Below are 24116 nucleotides of genomic sequence, written 5' to 3'. Positions count from 1 at the left end.
TTATTATGAAAGCGTTTCAGCGAGATTTTATTGAGTTTGCTATTGCCCGTGGCGTACTGAAGTTTGGTGAGTTTACGCTGAAGTCTGGTCGCGTTAGCCCGTATTTCTTCAATGCTGGTTTGTTTAATCGCGGCGGAGATTTGGCGAAGTTGGGGCGTTTTTACGCTGATGCACTTATGGATGCGGGTGTAGAGTTTGACGTACTTTTTGGGCCAGCTTACAAAGGCATTCCTATTGCAACGACCACGGCTGTTGCTCTTGCTGACTCACACGGCCTCGATGTGCCTTACTGTTTCAACCGCAAAGAAGCCAAAACCCATGGTGAAGGCGGCAATTTAGTCGGTAGCCCACTTGAAGGGCGCGTAATGTTGGTCGATGATGTGATAACCGCGGGCACTGCTATTCGCGAGTCGATGGCGCTTATAGAGCAGCAGCAAGCGAGCCTATCTGGTGTGCTTATTGCTCTTGATAGACAAGAACGCGGAAACGGCGAGTTATCTGCTATTCAGGAAGTTGAGCGAGACTTTAACACGCAAGTCATCTCTATTGTGTCACTTGCAGATGTGGTCGCTTATCTTACTGAACAAGGTGATCACGACGCGCAAATTAGTGCTATCAATAAGTACCGTGAAAGCTATGGCATCTGATTTCGCAAAAGCATTCAGTGATGCGAATACGCATCTTGATGCACTAGGGCTGCGTTGTCCTGAACCTGTGATGATGGTCCGCCTAAATATTCGTAAATTGGCCGATGGCGAGACACTTTCTGTGACCGCTGATGATCCATCTACGGCAAGAGATATTCCAAGCTTTTGTCGGTTTATGGACCATACGCTAGTGGCATCGCAAACTGATGAGATGCCCTATCAATATGTCATTAAAAAGGGGCGCGCGTAGCGCCTCTTCTATTCTAAGTCGCGGTATTTGGCCTCTAGGCCACAATAAAGTCCAAACATTACAAACCCTGCTCCTACGCCAGCAATTAGATACGGTCCAAATGGCTGTTCCATGAGAGTTGATAGCACTTTCTGTAATCCTCCTGCCTCAGATGGGTTGCTCACTAACGCCGCTAAAATAAAAAATCCACCTACTACTAAATAAACAACGCCCCGCGCGACATAACCCATGCGTCCGCTAAATGAAATACTTTTCTGTATCCCACTGCTTAGTGAGCTCATAGTAAATTTTTCTAAAAAGTCTTTCGTGTAGGCATGCTTGAATTGAATGCCAGAGAAAACAATTATGCCTACTCCTATGGCAGCGACCAAAAGCAGGCCCCACTCAAATTGCATCAAATAACTACTGATTTCTTGGCTGCTGTCTTTTGAGTCACCTGACTGGCTTTGACGCCACGAAAACAGTATTTTGGCGCCGACAAATGCGGCAGCCATGTAAAATAATCCGGAGATAAAAAAGAAGCATTTAGTGATAGTGGCTTTAAGTTTACTATCGTCGTTGGACGTTGACTCAGTGAAGGTTTGTAGCCACCGCCATAAGGCGTAACACGCTAAACCTATAACTAGCCCGCCAAGCAAGAACTGCCCGAAAGGTTGTTCTTTTAGGGTTTCAAAAACTTGCGATTGAGTCGCCTTTTCACGATTAAGTGAATTAATTACCGATGACAGAATGAATGTACCTAGCATAACGTACATGATTGTTTTAGCGCTGTAGCCCGCTCTCGCTATGCGATGATACCATTTAGAATCATTTGTCATTGGTCTTCCTTAGGTGGTGAGACTAGCCAAAATAGGGCGTCGTTTCCAAATGACCTTCAAGTTTCGATCCAATCACGTCTGTTTTTTAGGCATTCCGCATTATTTGCTTGTACTAACGGCTTGCAGTAAAAGCCGTTGTAACGCTTGTTTGCTTTGAGAGCAGGTACAATGTATGTCGCTCATATGTAAGTTCTCACCGCTGAGCATCTTCTTAAGCACAGAAGCTCTAACGTTTAACGCAATAAAGCTGTCTTCGTGATCATGCTTTTGTGAAGGCATAATGTTCTCCTTGCTACATGTCTTTTACTTAAAGAATTTTAGTGACAAGCCACGTTTGGCACTGGCAGTGTATTAGGCGGTAAGCCCTTGCTGTCTACACAATGCTGAACCGCGCTTATCAGACGGCAAACAGAAGGATTGGCTGCATGTAGTGGCATCACCGCAATAAGGAGTTGCTGACACTCTTGTAACACCTCGTGAGCTTCATGTTTTTTGTATGCGCGTTGAAGTAAAGATGACAAATACATACCCAAAGCGCCAAATGAAATGATGTCGTTATAGGCGGTGCTAATATTGCTTTTCGACACCGGTTGCAGCGCAGTCAGCACGACCTTTGCTGTTTCAAATGCTTGATAACACTTGTCACGGGCAAACGCGCTTTTGCCTTGTTGATGGGCTTCTTGTGCCTGAATTTGTAAGCTTAGTCGATGCGCGCGAGCGTTAGCTGGGTGTAGTTGTAACCACTTTCGGTAAACAGGGCATAATCGCTGGGAATTCATATTTGCACCTCCTTTTTTTCTTACATTAGTGCAAATGAGAATTATTATCAAATGTAAAGTTGAAAAAATCTATCCCGTTAATCGACAGTGAAATTATAGCAGACTGTGTACGCCCGAAAGTGCTAACGAATTAAATTGGATAGCCACCACAACAGCAATACCACCAACGTAATTGCGATAACGGCTTTCATTCTGTAGCGCTTAATGAGTTGCTCTGCTTTATCACCGGTGTAGTACACCACAGCTGCTAGGCCGAAATAACGCAACGAACGTGCTATCACAGTTGCGAGCAAAAAGAGCCCGAGAGAATATTGGGTGGCACCTGCGGCAAGCATGGCAACTTGAAAAGGAATGGGCGCGATGCCCAACGTCATCACAAACCAAAAGCCTTGGTTTTCCATTTTGGTTTTAACGCTATCAAACTGGGATTGGCTAAAAAAGGTGTCTATTGCCCATTGCCCGACAAGGTCAAATAGGTAATAACCCAAGGCATAACCAAATATTGCCCCTAAAACACAGCCGATAGTAGCCATTAATGCGATTTGCCAGAGTGATTCTCGTCTAGCCTGCATTAATGGCACCATAACCGCTTCTAGTGGAATGGGTACGATAGTGGACTCGAGAAATGACGCAAAGGTAATGCCTTTTAACATGTGCTTTGAGTCAACCAGTTGCTTGGTTTTCTTTTTTACTTTCTTACCGAGTGCCATGTAACCCTTTCATTTTCTATTGTTTGTAAACAACCCCATCTTTCATTACAAAAGACACCGATTCCATCACAGAGATGTCTTCTAGAGGGTTGCCCGATACTGCCACGATGTCGGCCAATTTACCTTCAGATAACGAGCCCAGTATGTCGCTAATACCAAGGAGTTCTGCACTATTTACAGTCGCGCTAAGTAATGCATTGGCAGGTGTCATACCCGCTTCCACCATAAGCGCAAACTCTTTGGCATTATCACCGTGGGCTGAAACTCCACTGTCTGTACCAAAAGCAATTTTCACGCCCGCCTTATGAGCACGTTCAAAGGTTTTTTGAATTAATGGGCCTATGGCAGCCGCTTTAGGTCTAACCAATTCTGGGAAAAAGCCATCTATTTTCGCTTTTTCAGCGACGAACTTACCTGCCAATATAGTTGGCACGTAGTATGTGCCTCTCTTTTTCATTAGTGCGCGAATTTCATCGTCCATGTAGGTGCCGTGTTCAATGGAATCAACGCCTGCTTCAATAGCGCGTTTCATCCCTTCTTTACCGTGGGCGTGGACCGCTACCGTCATGCCATAATCTTTTGCGGTTTGCACAATGGCGTCGAGTTCATCGGTCATAAACTGCGGGTTTTGGCCGCTTTTTGCCACGCTCAATACACCACCTGTAGCGGTAATTTTGATAACATCTGCACCGTCTTGATAGCGCGTTCGCACCGCTTCTCGAGCTTCCACCTCTCCATTAACTACTCCTTGTGTTGGCCCGACATCAGGGCGCAGTAAATGCGCAAAACCATTACTTGGATCGGCGTGCCCACCCGTTGTAGCAATCGATTTTCCACCGGTATAAATGCGTGGGCCGGTTGCAATGCCTTTTGAAATGGCATTGCGAAGTGCAATTGTTTCGTTATAGCTATCACCTAAATTACGTACTGTGGTAAAGCCAGCCTCAAGTGTAACTTGTGCATAGTTTGCACCGCGCAGTGCATAATCAGCTTCGTTAAGAGAAAAGCGTTCTAAATAGGTTTGCGGGCCGCCGTGTTGTGATGATAAGTGAACATGCATGTCCATTAACCCCGGCATAACAGTATGACCTTTTAGGTCAATAACCTCATCACCTTCACCGGCCTCAACAAAACCTTTTTGAATGGCCTTAATCTTGTTGCCATCTACAACGATAGTCACCTTTTCTAGCAGGGTTGAGGATGTGCCGGTAAAAGCTTTACCTGCGTGAATTAAGGTGTCAGCTACAGAACTTGTGCAAAGCGATGAAAGACTCAGGGCGAGTCCTAGCGATAATAGGGTCTTTTTCATTGATGTGTTCTTTTGGTTGTTTTGTAAACTATAACGAAAGTGTTGCTAATTAATACACTTAATTGCGGTTATGCGTTTACTTCACCAATAACGAACGTGCTATTGCCACTTGTGATAGAAAATTGCGTGCCAGTTGCCGTGGTAGTTTCCTCTGCCTGTTCTAGCAATTGATAATAGACATTTTGATGAAGCCTGGCCCAGAGGTTGCGTCGCACACAAAGGTAAGGAATAGGTGTGGCATCGGCATCTTGAATTGCTTTAGGTGGAACGCGAAGCGTTAATTGAGCAGGGTCGTCTAGGCGTATTTCATCGCCGGTTTGTGTGGTGAATAAATAGTAGGCCTGATTAGTGTCTTTGGCTGTAGTTTTCTGCCATTGCGTGACCAAAAAAGGCGTATCTTCAACCGTAATCCCCACTTTTTCTACTGGGGTAACCAAAAAGTAATTGTCGCCTTCTCTTTTGAGTACCGACGCAAATAATTGAACAAGGCTTGCCCTACCTATAGGGCTTCCTTCATAAAACCATCGGCCATCTAATGCAATGGTTAGATTAATGTCACCACAAAAATCAGGATCCCATTTTTCGACAGGCGGCAAAGAGCGCGTCTTAGAAGACGTGCCCTTTAACTGCTGTTGAAATCTAGTTAGATCCACGCTCTTCAACCAAAACTTTAAGCTCGCGCAATTTTGCTTTAATACGACGCATATTATCTGGGCCTGTTCGCAGTAATTGCTTTTGTGGCTCATTAAGATTTTCTAAACGTTCATCAGCATATTTATAAGCAACTGAGTCGGTGTACACTTCAACCGGCACAGGCACTTCTGGCGTATCGAGTAATTGGTCAATGGCGTCTAACAGTACTTCATTAAAGTCCTGGTCAGGATTACCAATTTCCGCGTATTTGGCTTGGATATCGCCTTTATAAATAGCATAAACGTTTAATAAGGCTTCGTTGTCAAACGATTCCAGCATATCCACATAGGGGGTATAGCGTTTGTAACTAGCGGCATCAATCCACTGTTTACCCGCTTGCGAATAAACGCGGAAACTTTGTTCAGGAGGCGTGAGTAATTGATGGTTTGGTGCCATTTCATTGTTGGCCAAATTAGTCGCTGAAACGACAAAGCGTTGCAACAAACCTTCATTCACTAACATTCGATTGACGGTGTCTTCATCGGCCGAAGAACTGTTAATAAGTGACGACTTGATCGCAGGGTCACTCGAATCTAGTGGTTCAGGCTTTTCGTCAACAACCTCTGGAAGGGGTTCAACTTCGTCTTTCTCTTCAAGTTCAACAGTAGGCGCAACAGGTTGTGTTTCGAATACTTCTGGCTCTATGGTAGGCGTTTCTTCAGGCTGAACGACTTCCGGCTCAGGGGCTTCTACCACCTCAGGCTCTTTGTCGCTTGGCCAAAACACTACAGCCAAAATAACGATGAGAAGAACACCAACAATAATAAAATGTGGGCCTAACGATTTCTTTTCTGACGACTCGCTCATATTGACTCCGCTACGAAAACTATCCTTTTCTAATACTATCAGAGATAACACCTAATATTAGAAGTTCAAGCAAGAGAAATGTTCCCTTGTTGTGTAAATTCCTCTTTTCATGAAGATTTAAACGTCAAAAAGCCACTTTTCGATTGCTTTTATGTCGTAATTTGCGAATTAACCATGTTCACTGTAAAAGAAAGTAGCCGTTTAAAATGTAAATAGAGCAGCTATTTATAAAACAATTGTTTAACATTTGTGCTTGTATAGTTTAATGTATTGGTATGACCGTAATATTATTCGCTATCCCACTGTTTTTTCTGTTAATTGGCATTGAGCTTTATGTCGATTACAAAAGAAAAACGGGGCACTATCGCACGAACGACGCCATAACCAGTTTAAGCGCTGGGGTTTTGTCTCGCGTCGTTGCCATCGGCCACCAACTCATTCCGTTTACCATCTATGTTTTAGTATACGACGCCATTGCGTTGTTCTCCTTGCCAGATGCATGGTGGGTATGGGTAATTGCTTTTGTCGCTTACGACTTTTTTTACTATTGGAACCATCGAATGGGCCACGAGATGAGTATCTTGTGGGCAGCACATGTTGTGCATCACTCAAGCGAAGACTACAACCTTACTACAGCATTAAGACAAACCAGCGGTGCCTTGTTTAGTTGGGTGTTCTATCTGCCATTGGCTTTAGTAGGATTTGAGCCCGAGATGATTATTACGGTTGGGGCACTTAATTTGGTGTATCAATTCTGGGTACACACGCAGCATATCAAAACCTTAGGCTGGATGGAGTACGTCTTTGTTACGCCGTCTAACCATCGCGTACATCACGCGCAAAACCGCGTCTATATTGATAAGAATTACGGCGGGGTATTTATTCTTTGGGATCGCCTTTTTGGTACTTTTATTCCCGAGCTTGACGAGGAGCCACCGGTGTATGGAATACGCGGTGCACTTAAAAGCTTTAACCCTATATGGGCCAACTTACAAATTTACAGTCAATTAGCGAGGGACAGCTATTACACTCGGTCATGGAAAGATAAATTCCGCGTATGGTTTGGTCGCACAGGGTGGCGACCTGAAGATGTATCTATGCGCTTCGTGCAGGAAAAAAAGCCGTTGAGTGAATTTAAAAAATACCATCCAAAACTACACAAAGCAGTAACGCGCTACAGTCTTGTTCAGCACCTGATTATGCTAGGTGTAACGCTATATTTATTGCTAAATATTAATGCATTGCCTACTAGTCACCAACTCATAGCCGTTGCAACTGTTATTGTTATGAGTATTCAAAATGGGTTCATCCTGTCTCAGTCAAAAATGTCACTGGCAATGGAAGGACCCCGTCTACTCGTATTTCCACTGATGTGGGTCGCTGGCGGCATGGGTGTTGCGGCAATTGTTTATACTCTGTGTTCGTTCGCAAGTTTATTCATGTTAGCTAATGCCGTGCGTCATACTCAGCATCGCCCACCGCTTGAAGAAGCGGTCCTGCCCACTGAACCTGATAACCTCGCCTAACGTAATTACCTACTACGCTAGGTAAGCGCAAAGCATTATTTCGTAGCGGTATGTCCCCAAAGTTTAACATACCGCACGTCATGTATTATCAACCACAGTGCATGCCCTAGCGTTAAGCTTAATGAGGTATGTATGCATAAGTTCTATTTTAAAGATATTGAAGATACGCCGACGGCAATCGATTATTTGGAAGTGCAATCTTACGAGATGAACGTTTATCTTGTTTATCTTTCTATTGGCGATAAAAGCGGTATGGTGTACGACACAAAAGATAAACCAATGCGTTTTTTTAGCGCCGGCCATATTCGAGAAGCATTTGCACATTGCAGCGTTGCAAAAGCGGTCATGAAACACGACACCCCTTACGATGAAATGATAGGTAATCCACCCAAAAGTGCTGAACAAATGGCGCTGCCATTTAGTATGGAACTTCCCTATTAGTGAACCCTGCCTTATAGCACCTTTTTCGCCCTATGATAGCGAAGGTGTTAGCTAGGCGTTATTTGCCTCAAGCCAAGGCGCGGCCGCTTTTCGCATATCAACTCTTGCGCTCAAGCGTTTGGCGAGTAGGAATAGCCCGCCTAGTTTGCGGTGGATAAATAGTGCATCTGCAGGTGGCGTATGCCAAAAGTTATGCTCCATAGTAAGCGCCATCCCTTTGTCATGTAACCGAGTAATCAGGTCGCTGTTACCAAAATCATAAGGCTCGTCGCTTCTAATTGCTTCACAGGCTTCCATGCCTATGTTGATAACTGCGGTAACTTGCGCTTCGCTATGACTGTCATCAATTAAGCCGATGGCCATTGCTGCTCGTCGCATTTCTTCAACGTTATTGTCTGCAGCGCTGTTTAACAATGCTTGATAGTGCACTGCAATGGCGTCGGGTACTTCTCGAGTCGCACCAAAATCAAGTAATACAATTTGCTGCGTTTCACTTTTGTATTTGTAATTGGCTAAATTAGGGTCACTTTGCAACAGCTTGAAATTAAAAACCTCGTTGAAGAAAAGTGCCATGAGCGCTGTCATTAATTTGTCTCTGACTGCTTGGGGTTCGCTTTGAAGAATATCCAGATCTACTGCCTCGATATAGTCCATGGCAAGCACAGTATCAGACGTTAGTGGAGGATAAGTAGCAGGAATAACAAAATGCGTGTTGTCTTCTAAATAACTGCGATAGCGCATGAGCATGGTTGCTTCACGCTGGTAATCGGCTTCTTGGTGTAACTGTAGCTTAGCCTCGCTAAGCAGTGGCGAGATGTTCAGTGATTTTGGCACCAAACCCGTTAACTTAATCAGTGACGCTACATTATCAACATCACTGTCGATACTCTTTTTTACGCCGGGATATTGCACTTTCACGGCTAGCATTTTGCCATCCATCGTAATGGCTTTGTGAACCTGACCTATAGACGCTGCAGCAACAGGCGCGAAGGAAAAATACAATAACGATGCTTGCCAGTTCTCGCCCCACGAGGCTGCTAATGTTTCGATGAGTTGAGTTTTGGGCATAGGATCGGCATCTTCGCGAAGGCGCCCCAAAATCACCGCAAGTTCTGGAGGGAGAAAGTCGCCTGCATCCATTGAAATAAGCTGGCCTAGCTTCATCGCTGCACCACGCATAGTCGCGAGCTGATCGGCAATATTACCAATGTTTTTAGGGGTTAATAGCAGTGACGACAGTACCGGCTTCTCTCCTTTGAGCAGTTGACCGGCACCTTGTGTTACTACGCTTGTTGCTATTTTTCCGGCCAGTGTGCCCAATCGGGTGACGCGAGAGAGCCGAGAGGATGGAATAGCCTTGGTAGGCCGAGAAGTAGGTTTATCTGTCATACGCTAACTCATAAAACAATGTACCCTGTTACTACGCGAGCAAGGGCGTTCGTGATTACTCTAACTTACGACAGTAGTATAAAGACTTTGATTCAATGTATTGGCGGCGACTTTCACTTACTTGAGCAAGTGGCCACTTATCGTTGCCAATATAGGCATAAGTGTCACGTATTGAGTGTTACATCAACTGGGAAATGAACTGGATAACAAAACCTACAACGCTACCATAGGCAAAGCCGGCCCACCCGCTTGCATTGCGATATCGCCACAGCGAAGCACCAAAGAAGCCGCACCACAACATGGCAGAATAGGTAGCAATGAGGCCACTGCCCATACCGGTATTAGGCAAAAACAGCATGATGATAAACGTAAGTGCCATGGCGCCGCTCAATAGCACCCACATGATGTTTTTCTTGTTTGCAAAGGCGTTGTTGCTGGCGTTAGCGGGCTCAGCTTGAACAATTGGCGTCTTTGGCGTATCGCTACTTTTAGCGTTAGTTGACCTACGCTTTCTTTCACTGCGAGATTGAACGCGTTTTGTCGTCGTGTTTATTGAAGAAGCTACGCTGTTGCTCATACTAAGCCCTTACGTGTTTATTTACCCACACTAACGTTAGTGAAGTTAACCCAAAAACACTATACGACTTCAGTCTCACATACTTAATGTAATAAAAAAGCCCGCGACTTAGTGCGGGCTTTCAATCTATTAAGAACGTGCTAATAAGTTTAGTGTTGATGGCCTTTAAAGCTGACCTCAAGCAAATTTACGCTGTCTGCAAACGTTAAGGTTTTTATATCGCCTTTACCTTCAACGTTTATCGTGTTGACTTGTTTTGGCCATAAGTCGCGCAGCGCGTCATGGCGAATCTTTAAGCCTTCAAGCGCTGGTGGCTCAGCTGTTTCTTGGTATACCCAGAAATGCTTGCCTTCTACTTCAAATCCAACTTTAGCCAGTGCCAGAGGTTCACCTTCACTATTTAAAATAGCAAAATGCTTGGCCACGTAGTCGGCAAATGCTTGCTGAGTATCTATGTCATCCATAATATCAGCATGCTTGTCGAACAAGGCTTTTACCGCGTGTTCTGCATCATGAAGATTAAAGCGGTGCATGACTTCAATATTTTCAGTGCGTTGATTAAACAATACTGTGGTAATAGCGGCTTTAATTTGATGCGCTTGTAGCTGTGCACTAAAAAAGCTAGCACAAATCACTGTTAAGACAACAAGACTGGCAAGCAGGGCTGAAGTGCCCTGCTTTAATGCCAAAGACAACTTATTCGTCATCTTTGTCCTCTTCTTTGTCTTCGTCTTTATCTAGCTCGGTCTTTGAATCATGCATCAAGTCGCGGTACTCGTAAGTATTGCGCGGCTTATTCTTGTACGCCTCAATACGCGATGGGATGATGCGACGTGGGTAGTGGTTATTTTCCACATCAACGTCTGCTGTTTCCCAGTGTGGGTCAACCGTTACGCTAACTAATTCTTTGTCTTTGTCCGTCACGATAAGCTTGCTTACCGCTTTAGGAGTACGACGCCAAATCTCAGCTGGAATGCGCATTTCTTCTTTACTGCCATCTTCAAATGTCAGTTCAAGAATAATTGGCATAACCAAACCACCTTTGTTGCTAAAATCTAGCACGTAGTAGTTTTTGTCTTCCTTCACCGCGCGCTCAAAGGCTTTACGTTCCCATGGCTCAAGACCTTTTAGGAATTTCTTGTACTTATTGCGTTCTTTGTTGGTTACTGTGTAACGGTCGTTTTCGTCGTAGTAATCGCGGATATCTTCAAAGCGGTCAACCCACAGTTCTTTACCTTCTTCTTTATTGCGAATGTCGGTAAGTGACTTTGGTTTTTCCATTTCAGCATCACGCTCACGGGCGAAGTCGATATCTGGATCTTCAGTGTCTAAACGCAGCTTATAAACGCTGTCTAGGCTAATGTCTACGTGGTCAGTGGTATAGAACCAGCCGCGCCAGAACCAGTCTAGATCAACACCTGATGCTTCTTCCATTGTGCGGAAGAAATCTGAAGGTGTAGGACGCTTAAACATCCAACGTTGTGCGTACTCTTTAAACGCGAAGTCAAACAACTCACGACCAAGAATAGTTTCACGTAGAATATTCAGTGCAACGGCTGGTTTAGTGTAAGCGTTAGGGCCTAAACGCAATACTGAGTCAGACTGCGTCATAATAGGTACTTGCGTTTGAGACTTCATGTAACCAGTGATGTCACGTGGCTCAACGCCCCAAGGAATGGTTGGATCCCATTCGCGACCTGCTACACCGTCTAGGAAGCTGTTAAGGCCTTCATCCATCCATGTCCACTGGCGCTCATCAGAGTTAACCGTCATTGGGAAATAAATGTGACCTACTTCGTGAATAACAACGCCAATGAGGAAGCGCTTCTCAGCCAAAGAGTATGTGCGAGAACCGTCATCGCGAAGCTCAGTACGTGGGCCGTTGAAGGTAATCATTGGATATTCCATACCACCTACTGGGCCATTTACTGACTGTGCTACCGGGTACGGGTAGTCAAAGCTAAAGCGGCTGTATACATCCATGGTGTGGATGATGGATTCGGTAGAGTATTTCTGCCAAAGCTCACCGCCCTCTTTCGGGTAGAATGACATTGCCATAACAAGTGGCTGTGTGTCACCGCCCTGCTGATAGCCGCGCGCATCCCAAGCGAATTTGCGAGACGATGCCCAAGCAAAATCACGTACGTTGTCAGCTTTGAACGTCCACGTCTTAAGCTTAGAGGTACCTTCCTTCTCGTTTTCAATCGCTTCTTCAGGGGTTACGATGAATACGATACGGTCTGCTTTTTCTGCCTTCTTAAGACGGTCGCGTTGTGTTTTGGTTAGCACGTCTTTCGGGTTTTGTAGTACACCCGTTGACGATACGATGTGGTCTGCCGGTACAGTAATATCAACTTCGTAGTTACCGAATTCTAGCGTGAACTCACCACGGCCAATAAACTCTTTGTTAGTCCATGCTTCGTAGTCGGTGTATGCCGCAAGACGAGGGAACCACTGTGCAAGCAAGAAGATATCGTTACCACCTTCGCGCTCATCATCTGGGAAGTGCTCGTAACCTGCACGTGCAGATACCGCGTCTTCTTCAACAATGTTAAAAGCAAAATCGATATCAAACGTTACTTTCTTACCAGGCGCTAGCGGCTTAGCAAGGTCAACACGCATCAAGGTGCCAACAATAGTGTGACGTAAGTCGTTACCTGACTTATCTTCAACGCGAGAAATAGTGTAACCAAGCTCATTATCATCAACGAACTGCTGACGGCGCAGTGCACCCATGCTCAATTTAGCTGGTTTGTCGCCACTTGCTGCTTGGGTACCTGGACCGCGGTTGCCAATGCCGCCAAATGTAGTGGTTAGCGCCGACATAGAATCGTCGCGGAATTTGTTTTGGTCTAACTGAATCCACAAATACTTAAGGGTATCTGGTGAATTGTTGTGATACGTAATGGTTTCTTTCGCTTCAATACGGCGCTTGTCTTCAAGTAGCTTTACGTCAATGTCGTAATCTACTTGTTGCTGCCAGTACTGATGTCCCGGCTCACCCGCTGCGTTACGGTATACGTTTGGTGTTGGGAGAACTTCGTCCAGCTGACGGAATTTATCTTCAAAGTCGCCTTTAGTTTGTTTAATGGCGGCGTTTGCACTTGGAAGAGAAATCAGCATAGACAACACTGGCGCAAGCCAGATTAAGTGTCGTTTTGCGGTGCTCATGCAGGTTCCTTGCAACTTGTAAGTTAGAATTGTTATAAAATAACACGGCTAGTATATCGGGCTAGGCAAATGAATCCAGTTTTTGACCGTAAACTAACCATCTTTTAACGCAAAAAATCTGTAACAGAACGTTTTGCATCACACGCCAACTGTCGTATTCTTGAGCTCTTGTTTTCTTTTTACTTCCCGTTATGAATCGTTTCTCTTGGCAGCGTGCTGTCATCAAAGTTGGTAGTGCCCTTATTGCACCAGAGGGCAATGAGTGTAGTGGTCGTTATTTACTTGCGCTGGCACGTTTTATTACTGCAAGTCGCGAAGCAGGCAAAGAAGTTATCCTAGTTTCATCAGGTAGCGTGGCCGCAGGGCGCAGCAAAGTGAAAATTCGCCACAATGCGTCAATTGCAGAAAAACAAGCCATGGCAGCAATAGGTCAGACCTTGATGATGGCCAACTGGCAGCGTTTTTTTGATTTTCCGTGCGCACAGGTATTGCTAACGGCTGACGACCTGCGCGACCGCACGCGCTACGTGAATATCAAAAATACCTTACGTGAAATACTTAACCACAATGCTCTTCCCATTGTGAACGAAAACGATACCGTTGCCGTGAATGAGCTGAAAGTGGGTGACAATGACAACTTAGGGGCATACACCGCATTAGTGGCCCAAGCTGATACTTTGATTATTTGCTCTGACATTGATGGGCTGTACACCGCCGATCCGCGCAAAGACCCCAATGCGACGCTCATTCCACAAGTCGATACGATAGACGCAAGTATTTATGGTTTAGCCGGGGGCGCAGGCACGTCTGTAGGAACAGGAGGCATGCGTACCAAGATAGAAGCGGCCGAAAAATGCACCAACAGTGGTATTCAAACGCTCATTGTTAACGGTAGAAAAGGTGACACTTTCGATGCGTTAATTGAAGGCAAGGTACCAGGGACGTTGTTTAGCGCGAGTAGTACGCCAGCAAATGCAAGGCGCTTGTGGTTAACACACACCCTAAAAACGGCGGGAAAGATAGAAATTGATGCTGGTGCAAAAGCCGCGTTAGTGCAAAAAGGCGCGTCGCTTTTGCCGTCAGGGATCATCAACGTAACGGGGCATTTTGAACAAGGCGATGCCGTAGAAGTGGTGTGCGACGGTTATATTGTGGCGAAAGGTCTGTGCTTGTATAACGCAAAAGACTTAATGGCTATAAAAGGGAAAAAGTCGAAAGACATCGCCAATGTGTTAGGTTATGAGACAGCTGACGAGGCAATTCATCGCGATGACATGGTGCTTTACTAAACGCACCCCAAAGCACGATGCCCAATTTCAATGCCTAACTAAAATGCCCATATTTTATGGTTAGGTTAAATGCACCAAGGAGCCGTATGACTGATATCACGCCAACACTTGCTGACTATCCTTATCAGGTGACTATTGCCACCCGTTGGCAAGACAACGACGCTTACGGGCACATCAACAATGTGGTGTATTACGGTTTTTTTGATACCGCGGTAAATCGCTTTTTAATTGAAGAAGGTGGTTTAGACATTCATAACGGTAAATCAGTGGCCTATGTTGTTAGTAGCCAATGTCAGTATATTGCGCCAGCCGCTTACCCTGAAACCATTTATGTTGGTTTGCGCGTGGCTAAAATTGGTCGAAGTTCAGTAACCTATGGGCTGTCGGTCTATGCCGGTGAAAGTAAGCGACGTGTTGCTCACGGCCAGTTTGTGCATGTTTTTGTTGATAAAAAGTCAGACAAAGCAATTCCAATTCCCGTAAAAATTAAGGCGGCACTCGAGTCGATATGTGAAGTGCTATGAGCAAGCCAAATGTGGTTTTTCTTGATGCTGAAACGCTGGACTTAGATACGCTTGATACGCATGCCCTTGAATCACTGGATGCAAACGTTACCTTACATGACCGCACGCAATCAGAAGAGGTTATCTCTCGAATAGCGGATGCCCATGCCCTTTTAGTGAATAAAGTGGTATTGAATGAAGCGGCACTGAGTCACGCAAAGGCGCTTCGCTATATTGGTGTTACTGCTACCGGTATGAACAACATCGACCTTGAATACTGCCGCGAGAAAGGGATAGAGGTGAAGAATGTTGAAGGGTATGGCACTGACAGTGTGGCTCAGCACGCTGTAACACTACTGCTCAATTTGGCAACTCAGTTTGTTAATTATCAGCGCGATGTGACAGATGGTGAATGGGCACGCTCTGCGCATTTTTGTCTTAATCATCGCCCTGTTGTTGAACTGGCTGGCAAGCATGCGGTTATTGTTGGTCACGGAGCGCTTGGTCAGCGCATGGAAAGCCTGCTCTGTGCATTGGGAATGCACGTGAGTATTGCTGGGCGCCCTGGTAAAAACGATGATCCTAGACCTTCGCTTGAAAGCTTACTGCCAAATGCCGATGTAGTATCACTTCACTGTCCACTTACTAAGGACAATGAAAAGCTCATTAATAAACGCACGTTATCGTTAATGAAATCGAGTTGCTTTTTAATTAATACCGCCCGCGGCGGGTTAATAGACGAAGCCGCCTTGCTTGACGCGCTGATACATAATCGCATTGGCGGCGCGGGTCTTGATGTACTGTCGGTTGAGCCGCCTCCATCTGATCACATTTTGCTTAATGCACAGTTACCCAATTTATTGATCACGCCACATAACGCATGGATTGGCCAAAGTGCAAGACAAACGCTTTTTGATGGTGCCATACAACAGCTTGCGCATTTTTTACAACGCAATTAGCACGGACAAAATTGGTTAATGAATAACGCTACTCTTTTTTCGTTGTGTTGCTTGATATGGGGTTCTACGTGGATTGCGATAACCTATCAAATTGGGCATACCTCTGAAACCTTCGCGATTGCACTTCGCTACTTATTGGCTTCCGCCTGCTTAGGAGCGTATTGCCTAATAAAGCGTCTGCCGTTGGCGCTTCCCGTTCATGTGCACATTAAAATGGCCGCGGTGGGCGTATTCTTATATAGCCTTAATTACACCTTACTGTATCTTGCCCAAGCCCATATTATTAGCGCACTACTGGCACTGATGAGTTCGTGTATCATCTATATAAACGTGGTGTTACGCCGCTGGTGGTTAAAAGAGCCTATTCGAAAAGAAGTCGTTGTGGGGGCTACGTTCGGGCTTGGCGGCATCATTTGTTTATTTGTGCCCGAGTTTTCAAAAGTGTCGATGGATGCCGCGCTTGCAACGGGTCTTGGCATCGCTTTTGTAAGTTTCTTGTGTGCGTCAATTGGAAACGTTATTTCCGAGCGTATTCTTACTGCCGGCACACCGGTTATTCAGATGAACTTTTATGCGATGTCCTACGCCATGATATTGCTTTTTATTACGTCATTGTTGCTGCCAGGTACGTTAGTTATTCCAAGTAGTACAAGCTTTTATCTATCATTGGTTTATCTGGCACTGTTTGGTTCGGTATTCGCGTTCGGCGCGTATATGAAACTGCTCAAGCAAATGGGGGCTGATAAAGCGGCCTATGTGGTGTTGGTGTATCCCATGGTGGCGCTATTGATATCAACCTTCTTTGAAGGGTATCAGTGGACCATGCTATCTGTGGTTGGCGTGGTGATTGTATTGATGGGCAACGCGATAGCCATGGGGAAAATTCCACGCTTTATGCGCCGCCCATCAATACCAAACTAGGCGCGGTGTAAAATATCACTATTTAAGCGCATTAATTTTCTTGTTTAGCTCATAGGCAGGTTCGGTCACGATGGCTTCCAGCGTTTCAATGCGCTCCATGAGCTTTTCAATTTGCGCGTCTTTCTCTTTTAATCGCTGCGCTTGCTGCGAGGCGTTGGTTGCAATGAATGGATTGCTGCACTGACCATTCATCCAGTCGTTTAACCGCCATTGAAATTTAGCATCAAGATAACACGCTAAGAGCGCAATAGATGTGATACCGCTTAGTAATAATACAAGGCTTAACGTAGACATTAGGCTCTCCCTCGTTGTGTTGACTATGTCTTTATGTGTTTTGGCAACGCCTAAACGTAGAGTTTGGGGCTGTTGCACCGCTTTCGTTATCACTAGTCATCGCCATTTAAAAAAAATTACAACGATTTTAAAAAAAAGTGTGTAATAAAATTCGCTACACGCTGACTGTAGAGAATAACCGCGTTCTTAGAAGGCTTAAGAATAAGGGAAGCGCTGCGATGAAGATTACGCTTGCTGAAAAGCATGCGACATACCATGAAGAACATTAGGCTGAATGTGGCCTTAAAACTAGGTTCATGAATTCTGAGTTTTACACTGCGCAAAACAAATAAAAATAAAGGATAGGATCCACCAGATTGGGGCAAGGTTTCGAAGCGGTTTTTTCACAGTATGGCGCATTGCTGAGTAGGGTAGCGAACAGTTACGAGGCAAATCCCGCCATGCAACAAGAGTTATTACAGGAAATTGCTATTGCAGTATGGCAGGGGTTGGCGCGCTTCAATGGTGATAGCAGTGTAAAAACCTATATTCTCAAAATAGCCCATAACCGCGCAGTGACTCACGTGGCAAGCCAAGTTAAACGTATAGATACTCACCACTACGACAGCGATGAGCTGGGGTCAGATGGTTATTGTAGTGCACAGCACTCACCAGAGGTGGTGTCTAGTCAGCAGCAATCACTAGAGCAGTTACTTACTGCGGTTCGAGCACTGCCCTTGCAGTCTCGGCAGGTGTTGACCTTGTCGCTTGAAGGGTTGAGCTACGATGAAATTGCCGAGGTTTGTGGTTTAACTAAAAATCATGTGGGCGTTATTTTAAAGCGTGCAAAACAAAGTGTGATAAAGGAGGCGCCCCATGCATAATGACGGTGATGAAATGAACGATGATCTATCCGCTTTGTGGCAAACTCAGCCGGTCAGTTCAATAGATTTAACGGCGGTTAAAGCTAATTTGCGCAGCGAGCGAAAAAAACAGCGCGTGTTTATGGTGGTCGACTCGCTCGCCCTCGTACCTGCATTGTACATGTTGTATACCTATTGGGATAAGCTCACGTTCACTGTGCAGATGATAAATCTCTTTATTCTTGTTTTTGCCATTCCGTTGCTGGGTTACCAACTGTGGTTAAGGCGTGTTGCGGCATTTTCAAAAGATACTCAAACGCTTGATCATTTGACGCAGTTAACCAAACAGATAAAGAACAACGTGAAAATAGCGTTTATTACCAAGCATTCTGCCTGGTCTGCAATTGTGTTTGGGGCGGTTTTCTTTGCTGAGCGGTATTTTTCACAAGAGGTGCCTCCTGAAAAACTCGTCAGAATGTCTCTAATAATTGCAGGTATTAGCGTAATTATGATTGTGTGGGGTGTGTGGGCACATAAGCGCCAACAGCGCTTTGAACGACAACTAAACACCTTACAGGAAATGGCTAACCATCGCCCTCAATAAGGCGATGGTGCTTATTCGTTTTTCTCGTTACCTTTGTTGGCGTCACTTTCTTTATCCGCGCTTTCATCATCCTCGTCGCTAGACGGTGTTCTATTATCGCCAAGGAAAAATTCATAGTATAAGTCCAATGCGAATTCGGATTGGTCTTCCAACGTGGTTTGAATGGCCTCTAAATACAAGCTGGGCAACAGTTGATATTTGAGCGCCAAATCTGGTGGAAGTTGACGACGACGCAGCGTACTGTTGGCGTCGTTATTACTTAGGCCCACATCAACGTTGTATTCAACGGACAGCCTGTCATTAATTTGCCCTGTCACCGACAATCTATCTTCGTTGGTGCTTAAGCTGAAGTCATCAATGCCCAGCGCATTACCGACTTGCCCGGTAAGGGTTTTAGTATTCGACAAACCAAACCCGAGTAATAAGGCCGCGTAATTCGGGTCAGCATTGGGTGAGTTGGGACCTGATCCGGTCAGCAAGTAAGACAAAACACTCTGCTGGTCCATGGCGGGTTCTGAATACAGGTTAATACTGGGTGAGTCTGCAGCGCCATCAATGCGAATACCTGCAATAACATCGTCGTCGGTTTTAGCTGGGTCGCGAATCGCTTCTACCAGCAGCATGGGTTGGTCAATGGGGCCGTTGAACTGCACTTCACCGGTTTGGATAATGAGCTTTTGTCCATACGCATTATAACGACCATTGAGTATTTGTAGGTCGCCGTAGCCCACCAATGCCGGCTGCGTGTTCACACGAATGCCTCCGTGCAGGCTGGCAGTAAGGCCAAATGCCTCTAACTTCACTTCTTCAGTTTTGGCTTTGTCGATATTGACCAAAACGGATGCATGTACAATGTCTAAGGGCTCTTCACGCTGTGGCTCGCCTCTCAAGTGCACGTCCTTTGATGGCGAAACAGCGCTTTCAGGTAACGACTCTATTTCAATGCGAGCCCATGGAATATTGATATCACCGGTTACATCCACTTTCTCTTTGGTGGCGATTACTGTGATATTGGGAGAAAGTCGCAAGCGGACATTAGGTTGGCGTACCTCAAAGGCATTACCTTTTAGCGTAAAATCAGCACTTGGCGTGGCAGACCAATCCAAGGTGCCTTTCAGTGAGCCCTTACCACCGCCTAATACAAATTTTCCATCAAGCTCAGCCGTTTGACCGTTAAGCACTACTTGCTGCTCCCAATCAGAAAGGGAAACAGGTGTATCTTGAATATCAATAGCGCCATTACTTATGCTTAGCTCACCGGAAAGTGACGGATCATCCACGTAACCACCCAAGGTTATGTTGCCATTTAATATCCCAGTTAGGGTGCGTATTGCGGGCGATAATGGCTTGAAGGGAGATACGTCCAATCCTTCCATTAACAGTTCACCTTCTAACGGTTTTCTGTCATCCAGTGGCCGTGTATTTAACGAAAGTGTGGCATCACCAATATCTTCGCTGGAAATTAACGAGGTAGAAGTAAGCTGCCCTTGCTTAATACTTCCGGTAGTTTCTACCGAGTTAATGGTTAACGTCAGTGGTCTTTCTTGGCCCAACTGCCATGGCGCAGCGCTAAGTGAAGCAGTAAAAGTGGCATCAATTGGATCGTTAGGCGAATAGCTACCTTTGGTGTTTACGTTAAGCGTTGCACTAGATGGCGCTGACACGACATGAGGTGCAATTTCGCTTGCCCACAAACCCACGGGAAGTGCTGACGCGTTAATATCCCAACTTGCGCGGTCCTCTTGATAGTTTACGTTTGATATACAAAGCTCTCCCTCTTTGCGAGAAGACCAGCAATGCGCGCTAATATTAGCGGTGACAGGTGCAGTACCAATATCGACATTAAAAGGTTGGGATAAGGTCCATTGCATGTTGGCCACTTTTAATTGCGTCTCGCTTATGCTGCCTTTCCAATGGTTATTCTGCCATGCTCCAGCTAACATCAGTTTTACTCGATGCTCTGGAACATTAAGGGCGATGTCTGCTTTATGATCCGTGTACGCACCCTCTATTGCAATGCGCCCATTTATAGGGCCTTGCTCTGCCATTGCGGCTGAAACGGTTGATGACACGCGAATATCGTTAATGTTTATTGCACCATCTGCTCTAGGGTTTTGCCAAGGTCCTGCGGCTTTTATATTACCTTTGATAGCGCCAGAGACTTCCGGATAAAGGGTCTCAATTTGTGCAACATCCACATCAACATCGGCGTTTAGGTGGCGCTTGTTAAGCACTTGAGCGACGGCTTTAATCGTATTTTTATCTTGCTGAACACTAACGTTAGTGACAAATAAGTCACTGGGGCCTGAGTAAACCGCATTCCCTTTCACGTGGAGCTGCTTTCCTTGCAGTTCACCTGCAATGTTCATATCTCGAAGACTTACATGCAGGCCGCCTTGTGCTGAGTACTGCAATATACTGTCAACTTCACCCTTTAAGCGCGTTGGCGCATATTGACTGAAGCGGGCGGCCGACACTTCATCGAGTACCGTCTTGCCTTCCCACGCAATGACCTTGTCTAAATACAATGTGCCCGAGTTCACCAAACTGCCTTCTAGGGCTTGAATATTGGCTTGGTTAACATAAATGTTGTGTTTTTTAAGCACTACATCAAGTGCAACGGGCACGTCGCCAATATCAGGAAGCACAGCAGCGCCGTTGCCTTTTAAAATATAATCTCCCATGGTGCCAGTAAGTGATAACTCGCCGGCTTTAAGGGTTGCGTCTTCCATGGTGGGAATAGGTTGCTGTGCCCAGGTCGCAGTGAACTCCACTGGCAATGCGTCGTCAAGCACGTTGGCGGTTACATTAACGTTAGCCTGAACTGCGCCAGTGGCGGCAACAGAGAGCGACAAATCATCGAGTGCGCCTTTGGCATCCAATGTCACCATTTGGTCGCTATCGCCTAATTTGGTTTTTACCTTAAGGGCCGATTCCAGCGTAAAGTTGTTAGCGAGAGTCGCTTGAATACTTCCTTTTAGCTCAGCGTCAGGGTGCACAACAATAAACGAATCAACCGCAACATCATTGCCTTTGAAACTCGCATCGCTAAGCGATGCCATCTTTATTTTTTGTTGGCTATTGCCTTTCACATAAGACACATCTTCAAGAAGTACGGTACCCAAAGTGATTGGCATAGGTGCGCTTATCGCAGGTAATGAAGGTGCGCTGTAACTTAACGAGTAAGAGACCGGTATTGCAGAGTCTGAAGAGGCGGCTGGTTCTGGCTTACTTGGCGCTGATGTAGTTTCGCTCTCCTCGGGGAGCGATATTGCTATGCGCTGAGCAGCTAGACTCTCAAGTACAATAGCATCATTACCTTCAAACCCTTCAAGGGTGAGTTCCCCTAACGCGATATCTGCACTTAATAGCGATAGGTTAATATTGCTTAAGGTTAGCGTAGCAACCTCGATAGGCAATGGCAGTACTATTTCGCCAGGCTGTGCTGAAGTATCAGCGTCGGTCGGGGCTGCAGACACTTGTGTAATGCGAGCATCGCTTACAGCTATATCGTTAGCACATACACGAGGTTCAAATAAGCAGCGCCATGTTACATCCACATAGGCATAACCAATGTCTACCTTCCACTGCGGATTGTGCCACGTGAGATTAGTAATAGTTAGGTCGTCGGCGAAGCCGCCTTCAATGCGTTCAATCGCTAGATTAGGTACAAAGGTGTTAGCTATTACCTTTACTGTTGGGCCGCCCAACGGGCTGATCAAAAGCGCATAAATAGCCACCACCAGCAATATTGGCGATGAAATAATAAAAGAGACCGTACGTTTTTTCATAGTTCAGGTCCCAGCATTAGGTGGAATTGCCACGTTTTTTCGTCAGGCGCAATACCGCGAGCAATATAAAAACGCACAGGCCCGATGGGTGAAAGCCAATGAATACCTGGCCCCACGCTGTAGGTAAGTTTGGTATCAATATCGTTTGTTGCCGTACCTACATCAACAAAAGCAGCAACTCGCCAGTTTGGTGAAAACAAATAGGCATATTCGATACTTGAAGTAGCTAGAAATTTACCCCCAATAGAGTCGCGAATAAGATCGCCTGTGCCTGGGTCAATCACTTCCGCTTTGGGTGAAATTTCACGGAAATCAAAACCTCTTACGCTTTGGTCCCCGCCCGCATAAAAGCGTAACGATGTAGGAACTTCATCAAAGCTGTTGGTTTTAATCGCGCCCAACTCGCCACGTACGGTAACACGGTGAACATCATTAACGGTGTAGATAAGCATGGCTTCAACCACGGCTTTGGCAAAGTCGATGTCTGATCCCCATCCTTCCTTGCCAGCTTGCGCGAGCATTTGTAAGTACATGCCATTGTTGATATTCAGTTCGGCATCTTTTTCGCGGTAGGTTAACGAGTATCCGGGCAAAATAAGTGACGTGGTATTAGAACTTAGTTCGCCTTGGTCATAGGTTTCCCGCAAATATGTGACTGAGCCATCATGCTGCCAAGGTGACTTATTCTTTTGCCAATAGCGGTGACCTGCAAGTGAGAGTGTTTCACTTTCAAACGAGGTATTACTGTATTCGATGAACTGATAACCCGCCTCGATACTGGCGTAATCTTGCGTAATGTTCTTCATCGGTATCCGATAGTCAGCAGTAACCGATTGTTCGGGCGCCGAAATAAAAATATCTGATGAAATAGAGTGACCGCGACTATTCACCCAAGGACGCTCCCAACCCAAACGTACCCGCGGCCCGGTATCGGTTGCCGCACCAATAGATGCATTAAATGAGTCGGTTGGCCGATGTAGCAGTGATACTTCAATAGGGACAAGTAGCCCGTCAGCTTCGCTTACCACAGGGCGTGCAATAACGCGGGTGAAATACCCCGCTTGGTTTAAACTACGGTTAAAATCTGTCAGCACGGCTGATGAGTAAGCGTCGCCAGTACTAAAGGGTTTTAGACGTTCAATGATGGCGCGCGCTTTATCTTCACCGATAAACTTTAGCTCGCCAAACTTATACTGCGGCCCACTTTGCGCGATTAACAAAACGTTAGCCTGTTTTTCTTCTCGTACTAAATCTAGTCGAGTGGCTTGCCAGAAATAGTCGAAGTAACCGTTAGACAAGGCATAGTTGAACATGGATGACTTAAATGACTCGTAGACGGTTTGATCAAGTACATCACCCTCTTTGAGTTTAAGTGAGTTAAAGCGTGCTCTAAAGGCCTTGTCTTCACGCCCAGCACCAATAATTTCTCGCGTAACTTTGTTAATTGTGAGTGGTGCATTAAGGGCAACGGTTACCGTAACATTGTCGCCTTCTCCGACCGATACACTGGTGTCGCTGTTGTAATACCCGAACGGTTGTACTGCTTTGGCCACTGTGGCTGCCACTTCATCTTGCCAATAAGGGTCGGTCAATAGGTTTTTTTCAACGTCTAAATTACCCAAATGCACGCGAACATTGTTGCGCAATTTATCTTGCTCAACGCCTTTTATATCGTAGGTAATAGAGGCTTGGGCCCAGCTGCAAGTTGCTATGAAAAACAGTGCCAAAAGCGCGCAACATTGCCTAAACATCTTTGCTTTGTGCCCAAATGACGTGGGCTGGTAGGTAAGAAAATG

24 protein-coding genes are annotated in these 24116 nt (G+C 45.6%); 10 read left to right on the top strand and 14 right to left on the bottom strand.

What is annotated here, in order from left to right; genetic code table 11:
* Window positions 1-5: 5 nt before the first annotated feature.
* Window positions 6-647 carry an orotate phosphoribosyltransferase gene (gene pyrE, locus JN178_RS19840; RefSeq protein WP_202262988.1) on the top strand — a complete coding sequence of 214 codons (642 nt, stop codon included), beginning with the start codon at window positions 6-8 and terminating at the stop codon, window positions 645-647.
* On the top strand, window positions 637-897 hold the full coding sequence (gene tusA, locus JN178_RS19835; RefSeq protein WP_202262987.1) for a sulfurtransferase TusA: 261 nt from the start codon (window positions 637-639) through the stop codon (window positions 895-897). The genes pyrE and tusA overlap by 11 nt, the downstream gene beginning before the upstream one ends.
* Before the next feature lie 8 nt (window positions 898-905).
* On the opposite strand, the gene JN178_RS19830 is transcribed toward tusA, so the two are convergent.
* The 7 genes from JN178_RS19830 to JN178_RS19800 all read right to left on the bottom strand — a co-directional run bounded on the left by JN178_RS19830 (window position 906) and on the right by JN178_RS19800 (window position 6013).
* The gene (locus JN178_RS19830) at window positions 906-1715 is read right to left on the bottom strand and encodes a DUF1206 domain-containing protein (protein WP_202262986.1); all 810 of its coding nucleotides are present in this window, start codon (window positions 1713-1715) and stop codon (window positions 906-908) included.
* A 99-nt stretch (window positions 1716-1814) separates the two neighbouring features.
* Window positions 1815-1994, bottom strand: a complete 180-nt coding sequence (locus JN178_RS19825; RefSeq protein WP_202262985.1) for a hypothetical protein — start codon at window positions 1992-1994, stop codon at window positions 1815-1817.
* A 38-nt stretch (window positions 1995-2032) separates the two neighbouring features.
* On the bottom strand, window positions 2033-2494 hold the full coding sequence (locus JN178_RS19820) for a hypothetical protein (protein WP_202262984.1): 462 nt from the start codon (window positions 2492-2494) through the stop codon (window positions 2033-2035).
* 122 nt (window positions 2495-2616) lie between these two features.
* Complete coding sequence (locus JN178_RS19815) at window positions 2617-3204, bottom strand: YqaA family protein (protein WP_202262983.1); 588 nt, start codon at window positions 3202-3204, stop codon at window positions 2617-2619.
* A gap of 16 nt (window positions 3205-3220) precedes the next feature.
* Complete coding sequence (locus JN178_RS19810) at window positions 3221-4513, bottom strand: metal-dependent hydrolase family protein (protein ID WP_202262982.1); 1293 nt, start codon at window positions 4511-4513, stop codon at window positions 3221-3223.
* Between the two features lie 68 nt (window positions 4514-4581).
* Window positions 4582-5166, bottom strand: coding sequence for a DUF1285 domain-containing protein (locus JN178_RS19805; protein WP_202262981.1), 585 nt, complete (start codon window positions 5164-5166; stop codon window positions 4582-4584).
* A complete protein-coding gene (locus JN178_RS19800) occupies window positions 5153-6013 on the bottom strand; it encodes a DUF3014 domain-containing protein (RefSeq protein ID WP_202262980.1) in 861 nt (286 codons plus the stop codon). Before JN178_RS19800 ends, JN178_RS19805 begins: the two co-directional genes overlap by 14 nt.
* Before the next feature lie 275 nt (window positions 6014-6288).
* On the opposite strand from JN178_RS19800, the gene JN178_RS19795 reads away from it, so the two are divergent.
* Together JN178_RS19795 and JN178_RS19790 are read left to right on the top strand one after the other, a co-directional pair.
* Window positions 6289-7539 carry a sterol desaturase family protein gene (locus JN178_RS19795; RefSeq protein ID WP_202262979.1) on the top strand — a complete coding sequence of 417 codons (1251 nt, stop codon included), beginning with the start codon at window positions 6289-6291 and terminating at the stop codon, window positions 7537-7539.
* A 132-nt stretch (window positions 7540-7671) separates the two neighbouring features.
* Complete coding sequence (locus tag JN178_RS19790) at window positions 7672-7980, top strand: DUF6482 family protein (RefSeq protein ID WP_202262978.1); 309 nt, start codon at window positions 7672-7674, stop codon at window positions 7978-7980.
* A 51-nt stretch (window positions 7981-8031) separates the two neighbouring features.
* On the opposite strand, the gene JN178_RS19785 is transcribed toward JN178_RS19790, so the two are convergent.
* The 4 genes from JN178_RS19785 to JN178_RS19770 form a co-directional block, all read right to left on the bottom strand.
* A complete protein-coding gene (locus JN178_RS19785) occupies window positions 8032-9369 on the bottom strand; it encodes an ABC1 kinase family protein (protein WP_202262977.1) in 1338 nt (445 codons plus the stop codon).
* A 178-nt stretch (window positions 9370-9547) separates the two neighbouring features.
* Window positions 9548-9946 (bottom strand): hypothetical protein, encoded by a 399-nt coding sequence (locus JN178_RS19780; protein ID WP_202262976.1) that lies wholly within the window; start codon window positions 9944-9946, stop codon window positions 9548-9550.
* 149 nt (window positions 9947-10095) lie between these two features.
* Window positions 10096-10653 carry a DUF6702 family protein gene (locus JN178_RS19775; protein WP_202262975.1) on the bottom strand — a complete coding sequence of 186 codons (558 nt, stop codon included), beginning with the start codon at window positions 10651-10653 and terminating at the stop codon, window positions 10096-10098.
* Window positions 10643-13117 carry a M1 family metallopeptidase gene (locus JN178_RS19770; RefSeq protein ID WP_159625439.1) on the bottom strand — a complete coding sequence of 825 codons (2475 nt, stop codon included), beginning with the start codon at window positions 13115-13117 and terminating at the stop codon, window positions 10643-10645. The genes JN178_RS19775 and JN178_RS19770 overlap by 11 nt, the downstream gene beginning before the upstream one ends.
* Window positions 13118-13308: 191 nt before the next feature.
* Here JN178_RS19770 and proB point away from each other — a divergent pair, with 191 nt between their 5' ends.
* The 4 genes from proB (at window position 13309) to JN178_RS19750 (ending at window position 16789) form a co-directional block, all read left to right on the top strand.
* On the top strand, window positions 13309-14406 hold the full coding sequence (gene proB, locus JN178_RS19765; protein ID WP_202262974.1) for a glutamate 5-kinase: 1098 nt from the start codon (window positions 13309-13311) through the stop codon (window positions 14404-14406).
* Window positions 14407-14492: 86 nt separating this feature from the next.
* Window positions 14493-14930, top strand: a complete 438-nt coding sequence (locus tag JN178_RS19760; RefSeq protein WP_159625443.1) for an acyl-CoA thioesterase — start codon at window positions 14493-14495, stop codon at window positions 14928-14930.
* Window positions 14927-15868, top strand: a complete 942-nt coding sequence (locus JN178_RS19755) for a D-2-hydroxyacid dehydrogenase (protein WP_202262973.1) — start codon at window positions 14927-14929, stop codon at window positions 15866-15868. The genes JN178_RS19760 and JN178_RS19755 overlap by 4 nt, the downstream gene beginning before the upstream one ends.
* Window positions 15869-15886: 18 nt before the next feature.
* The gene (locus JN178_RS19750) at window positions 15887-16789 is read left to right on the top strand and encodes a DMT family transporter (protein ID WP_202262972.1); all 903 of its coding nucleotides are present in this window, start codon (window positions 15887-15889) and stop codon (window positions 16787-16789) included.
* 18 nt (window positions 16790-16807) lie between these two features.
* On the opposite strand, the gene JN178_RS19745 is transcribed toward JN178_RS19750, so the two are convergent.
* Complete coding sequence (locus tag JN178_RS19745; RefSeq protein ID WP_202262971.1) at window positions 16808-17083, bottom strand: hypothetical protein; 276 nt, start codon at window positions 17081-17083, stop codon at window positions 16808-16810.
* A gap of 356 nt (window positions 17084-17439) precedes the next feature.
* Here JN178_RS19745 and JN178_RS19740 point away from each other — a divergent pair, with 356 nt between their 5' ends.
* Window positions 17440-17946, top strand: coding sequence for an RNA polymerase sigma factor (locus JN178_RS19740; RefSeq protein ID WP_202262970.1), 507 nt, complete (start codon window positions 17440-17442; stop codon window positions 17944-17946).
* Window positions 17939-18529 (top strand): hypothetical protein, encoded by a 591-nt coding sequence (locus tag JN178_RS19735; RefSeq protein WP_202262969.1) that lies wholly within the window; start codon window positions 17939-17941, stop codon window positions 18527-18529. Before JN178_RS19740 ends, JN178_RS19735 begins: the two co-directional genes overlap by 8 nt.
* Before the next feature lie 11 nt (window positions 18530-18540).
* On the opposite strand, the gene JN178_RS19730 is transcribed toward JN178_RS19735, so the two are convergent.
* Together JN178_RS19730 and JN178_RS19725 are read right to left on the bottom strand one after the other, a co-directional pair.
* A complete protein-coding gene (locus JN178_RS19730; RefSeq protein WP_202262968.1) occupies window positions 18541-22320 on the bottom strand; it encodes a translocation/assembly module TamB domain-containing protein in 3780 nt (1259 codons plus the stop codon).
* Window positions 22317-24071, bottom strand: coding sequence for an autotransporter assembly complex protein TamA (locus JN178_RS19725; protein WP_332460859.1), 1755 nt, complete (start codon window positions 24069-24071; stop codon window positions 22317-22319). Before JN178_RS19725 ends, JN178_RS19730 begins: the two co-directional genes overlap by 4 nt.
* Window positions 24072-24116: the final 45 nt, after the last annotated feature.

Origin of the sequence: Alteromonas sp. KC3, assembly GCF_016756315.1 — a bacterium.
Taxonomy (GTDB): domain Bacteria; phylum Pseudomonadota; class Gammaproteobacteria; order Enterobacterales; family Alteromonadaceae; genus Alteromonas.
Note: the sequence above shows the minus strand (reverse complement) of the source record. Positions and strands in the feature narration are given on the sequence as shown.

Coding starts and splice junctions, on each gene's coding strand:
- JN178_RS19725 (WP_332460859.1), bottom strand. CDS start 24,071: ATGTTTAGGCAATGTTGCGCGCTTTTGGCACTGTTTTTCATAGCAACT.
- JN178_RS19750 (WP_202262972.1), top strand. CDS start 15,887: ATGAATAACGCTACTCTTTTTTCGTTGTGTTGCTTGATATGGGGTTCT.
- JN178_RS19820 (WP_202262984.1), bottom strand. CDS start 2,494: ATGAATTCCCAGCGATTATGCCCTGTTTACCGAAAGTGGTTACAACTA.
- JN178_RS19810 (WP_202262982.1), bottom strand. CDS start 4,513: ATGAAAAAGACCCTATTATCGCTAGGACTCGCCCTGAGTCTTTCATCG.
- JN178_RS19730 (WP_202262968.1), bottom strand. CDS start 22,320: ATGAAAAAACGTACGGTCTCTTTTATTATTTCATCGCCAATATTGCTG.
- JN178_RS19825 (WP_202262985.1), bottom strand. CDS start 1,994: ATGCCTTCACAAAAGCATGATCACGAAGACAGCTTTATTGCGTTAAAC.
- JN178_RS19785 (WP_202262977.1), bottom strand. CDS start 9,369: ATGACAGATAAACCTACTTCTCGGCCTACCAAGGCTATTCCATCCTCT.
- JN178_RS19790 (WP_202262978.1), top strand. CDS start 7,672: ATGCATAAGTTCTATTTTAAAGATATTGAAGATACGCCGACGGCAATC.
- JN178_RS19760 (WP_159625443.1), top strand. CDS start 14,493: ATGACTGATATCACGCCAACACTTGCTGACTATCCTTATCAGGTGACT.
- JN178_RS19745 (WP_202262971.1), bottom strand. CDS start 17,083: ATGTCTACGTTAAGCCTTGTATTATTACTAAGCGGTATCACATCTATT.
- JN178_RS19830 (WP_202262986.1), bottom strand. CDS start 1,715: ATGACAAATGATTCTAAATGGTATCATCGCATAGCGAGAGCGGGCTAC.
- JN178_RS19770 (WP_159625439.1), bottom strand. CDS start 13,117: ATGAGCACCGCAAAACGACACTTAATCTGGCTTGCGCCAGTGTTGTCT.
- proB (WP_202262974.1), top strand. CDS start 13,309: ATGAATCGTTTCTCTTGGCAGCGTGCTGTCATCAAAGTTGGTAGTGCC.
- JN178_RS19815 (WP_202262983.1), bottom strand. CDS start 3,204: ATGGCACTCGGTAAGAAAGTAAAAAAGAAAACCAAGCAACTGGTTGAC.
- JN178_RS19780 (WP_202262976.1), bottom strand. CDS start 9,946: ATGAGCAACAGCGTAGCTTCTTCAATAAACACGACGACAAAACGCGTT.
- JN178_RS19795 (WP_202262979.1), top strand. CDS start 6,289: ATGACCGTAATATTATTCGCTATCCCACTGTTTTTTCTGTTAATTGGC.
- tusA (WP_202262987.1), top strand. CDS start 637: ATGGCATCTGATTTCGCAAAAGCATTCAGTGATGCGAATACGCATCTT.
- JN178_RS19775 (WP_202262975.1), bottom strand. CDS start 10,653: ATGACGAATAAGTTGTCTTTGGCATTAAAGCAGGGCACTTCAGCCCTG.
- JN178_RS19735 (WP_202262969.1), top strand. CDS start 17,939: ATGCATAATGACGGTGATGAAATGAACGATGATCTATCCGCTTTGTGG.
- JN178_RS19755 (WP_202262973.1), top strand. CDS start 14,927: ATGAGCAAGCCAAATGTGGTTTTTCTTGATGCTGAAACGCTGGACTTA.
- JN178_RS19800 (WP_202262980.1), bottom strand. CDS start 6,013: ATGAGCGAGTCGTCAGAAAAGAAATCGTTAGGCCCACATTTTATTATT.
- pyrE (WP_202262988.1), top strand. CDS start 6: ATGAAAGCGTTTCAGCGAGATTTTATTGAGTTTGCTATTGCCCGTGGC.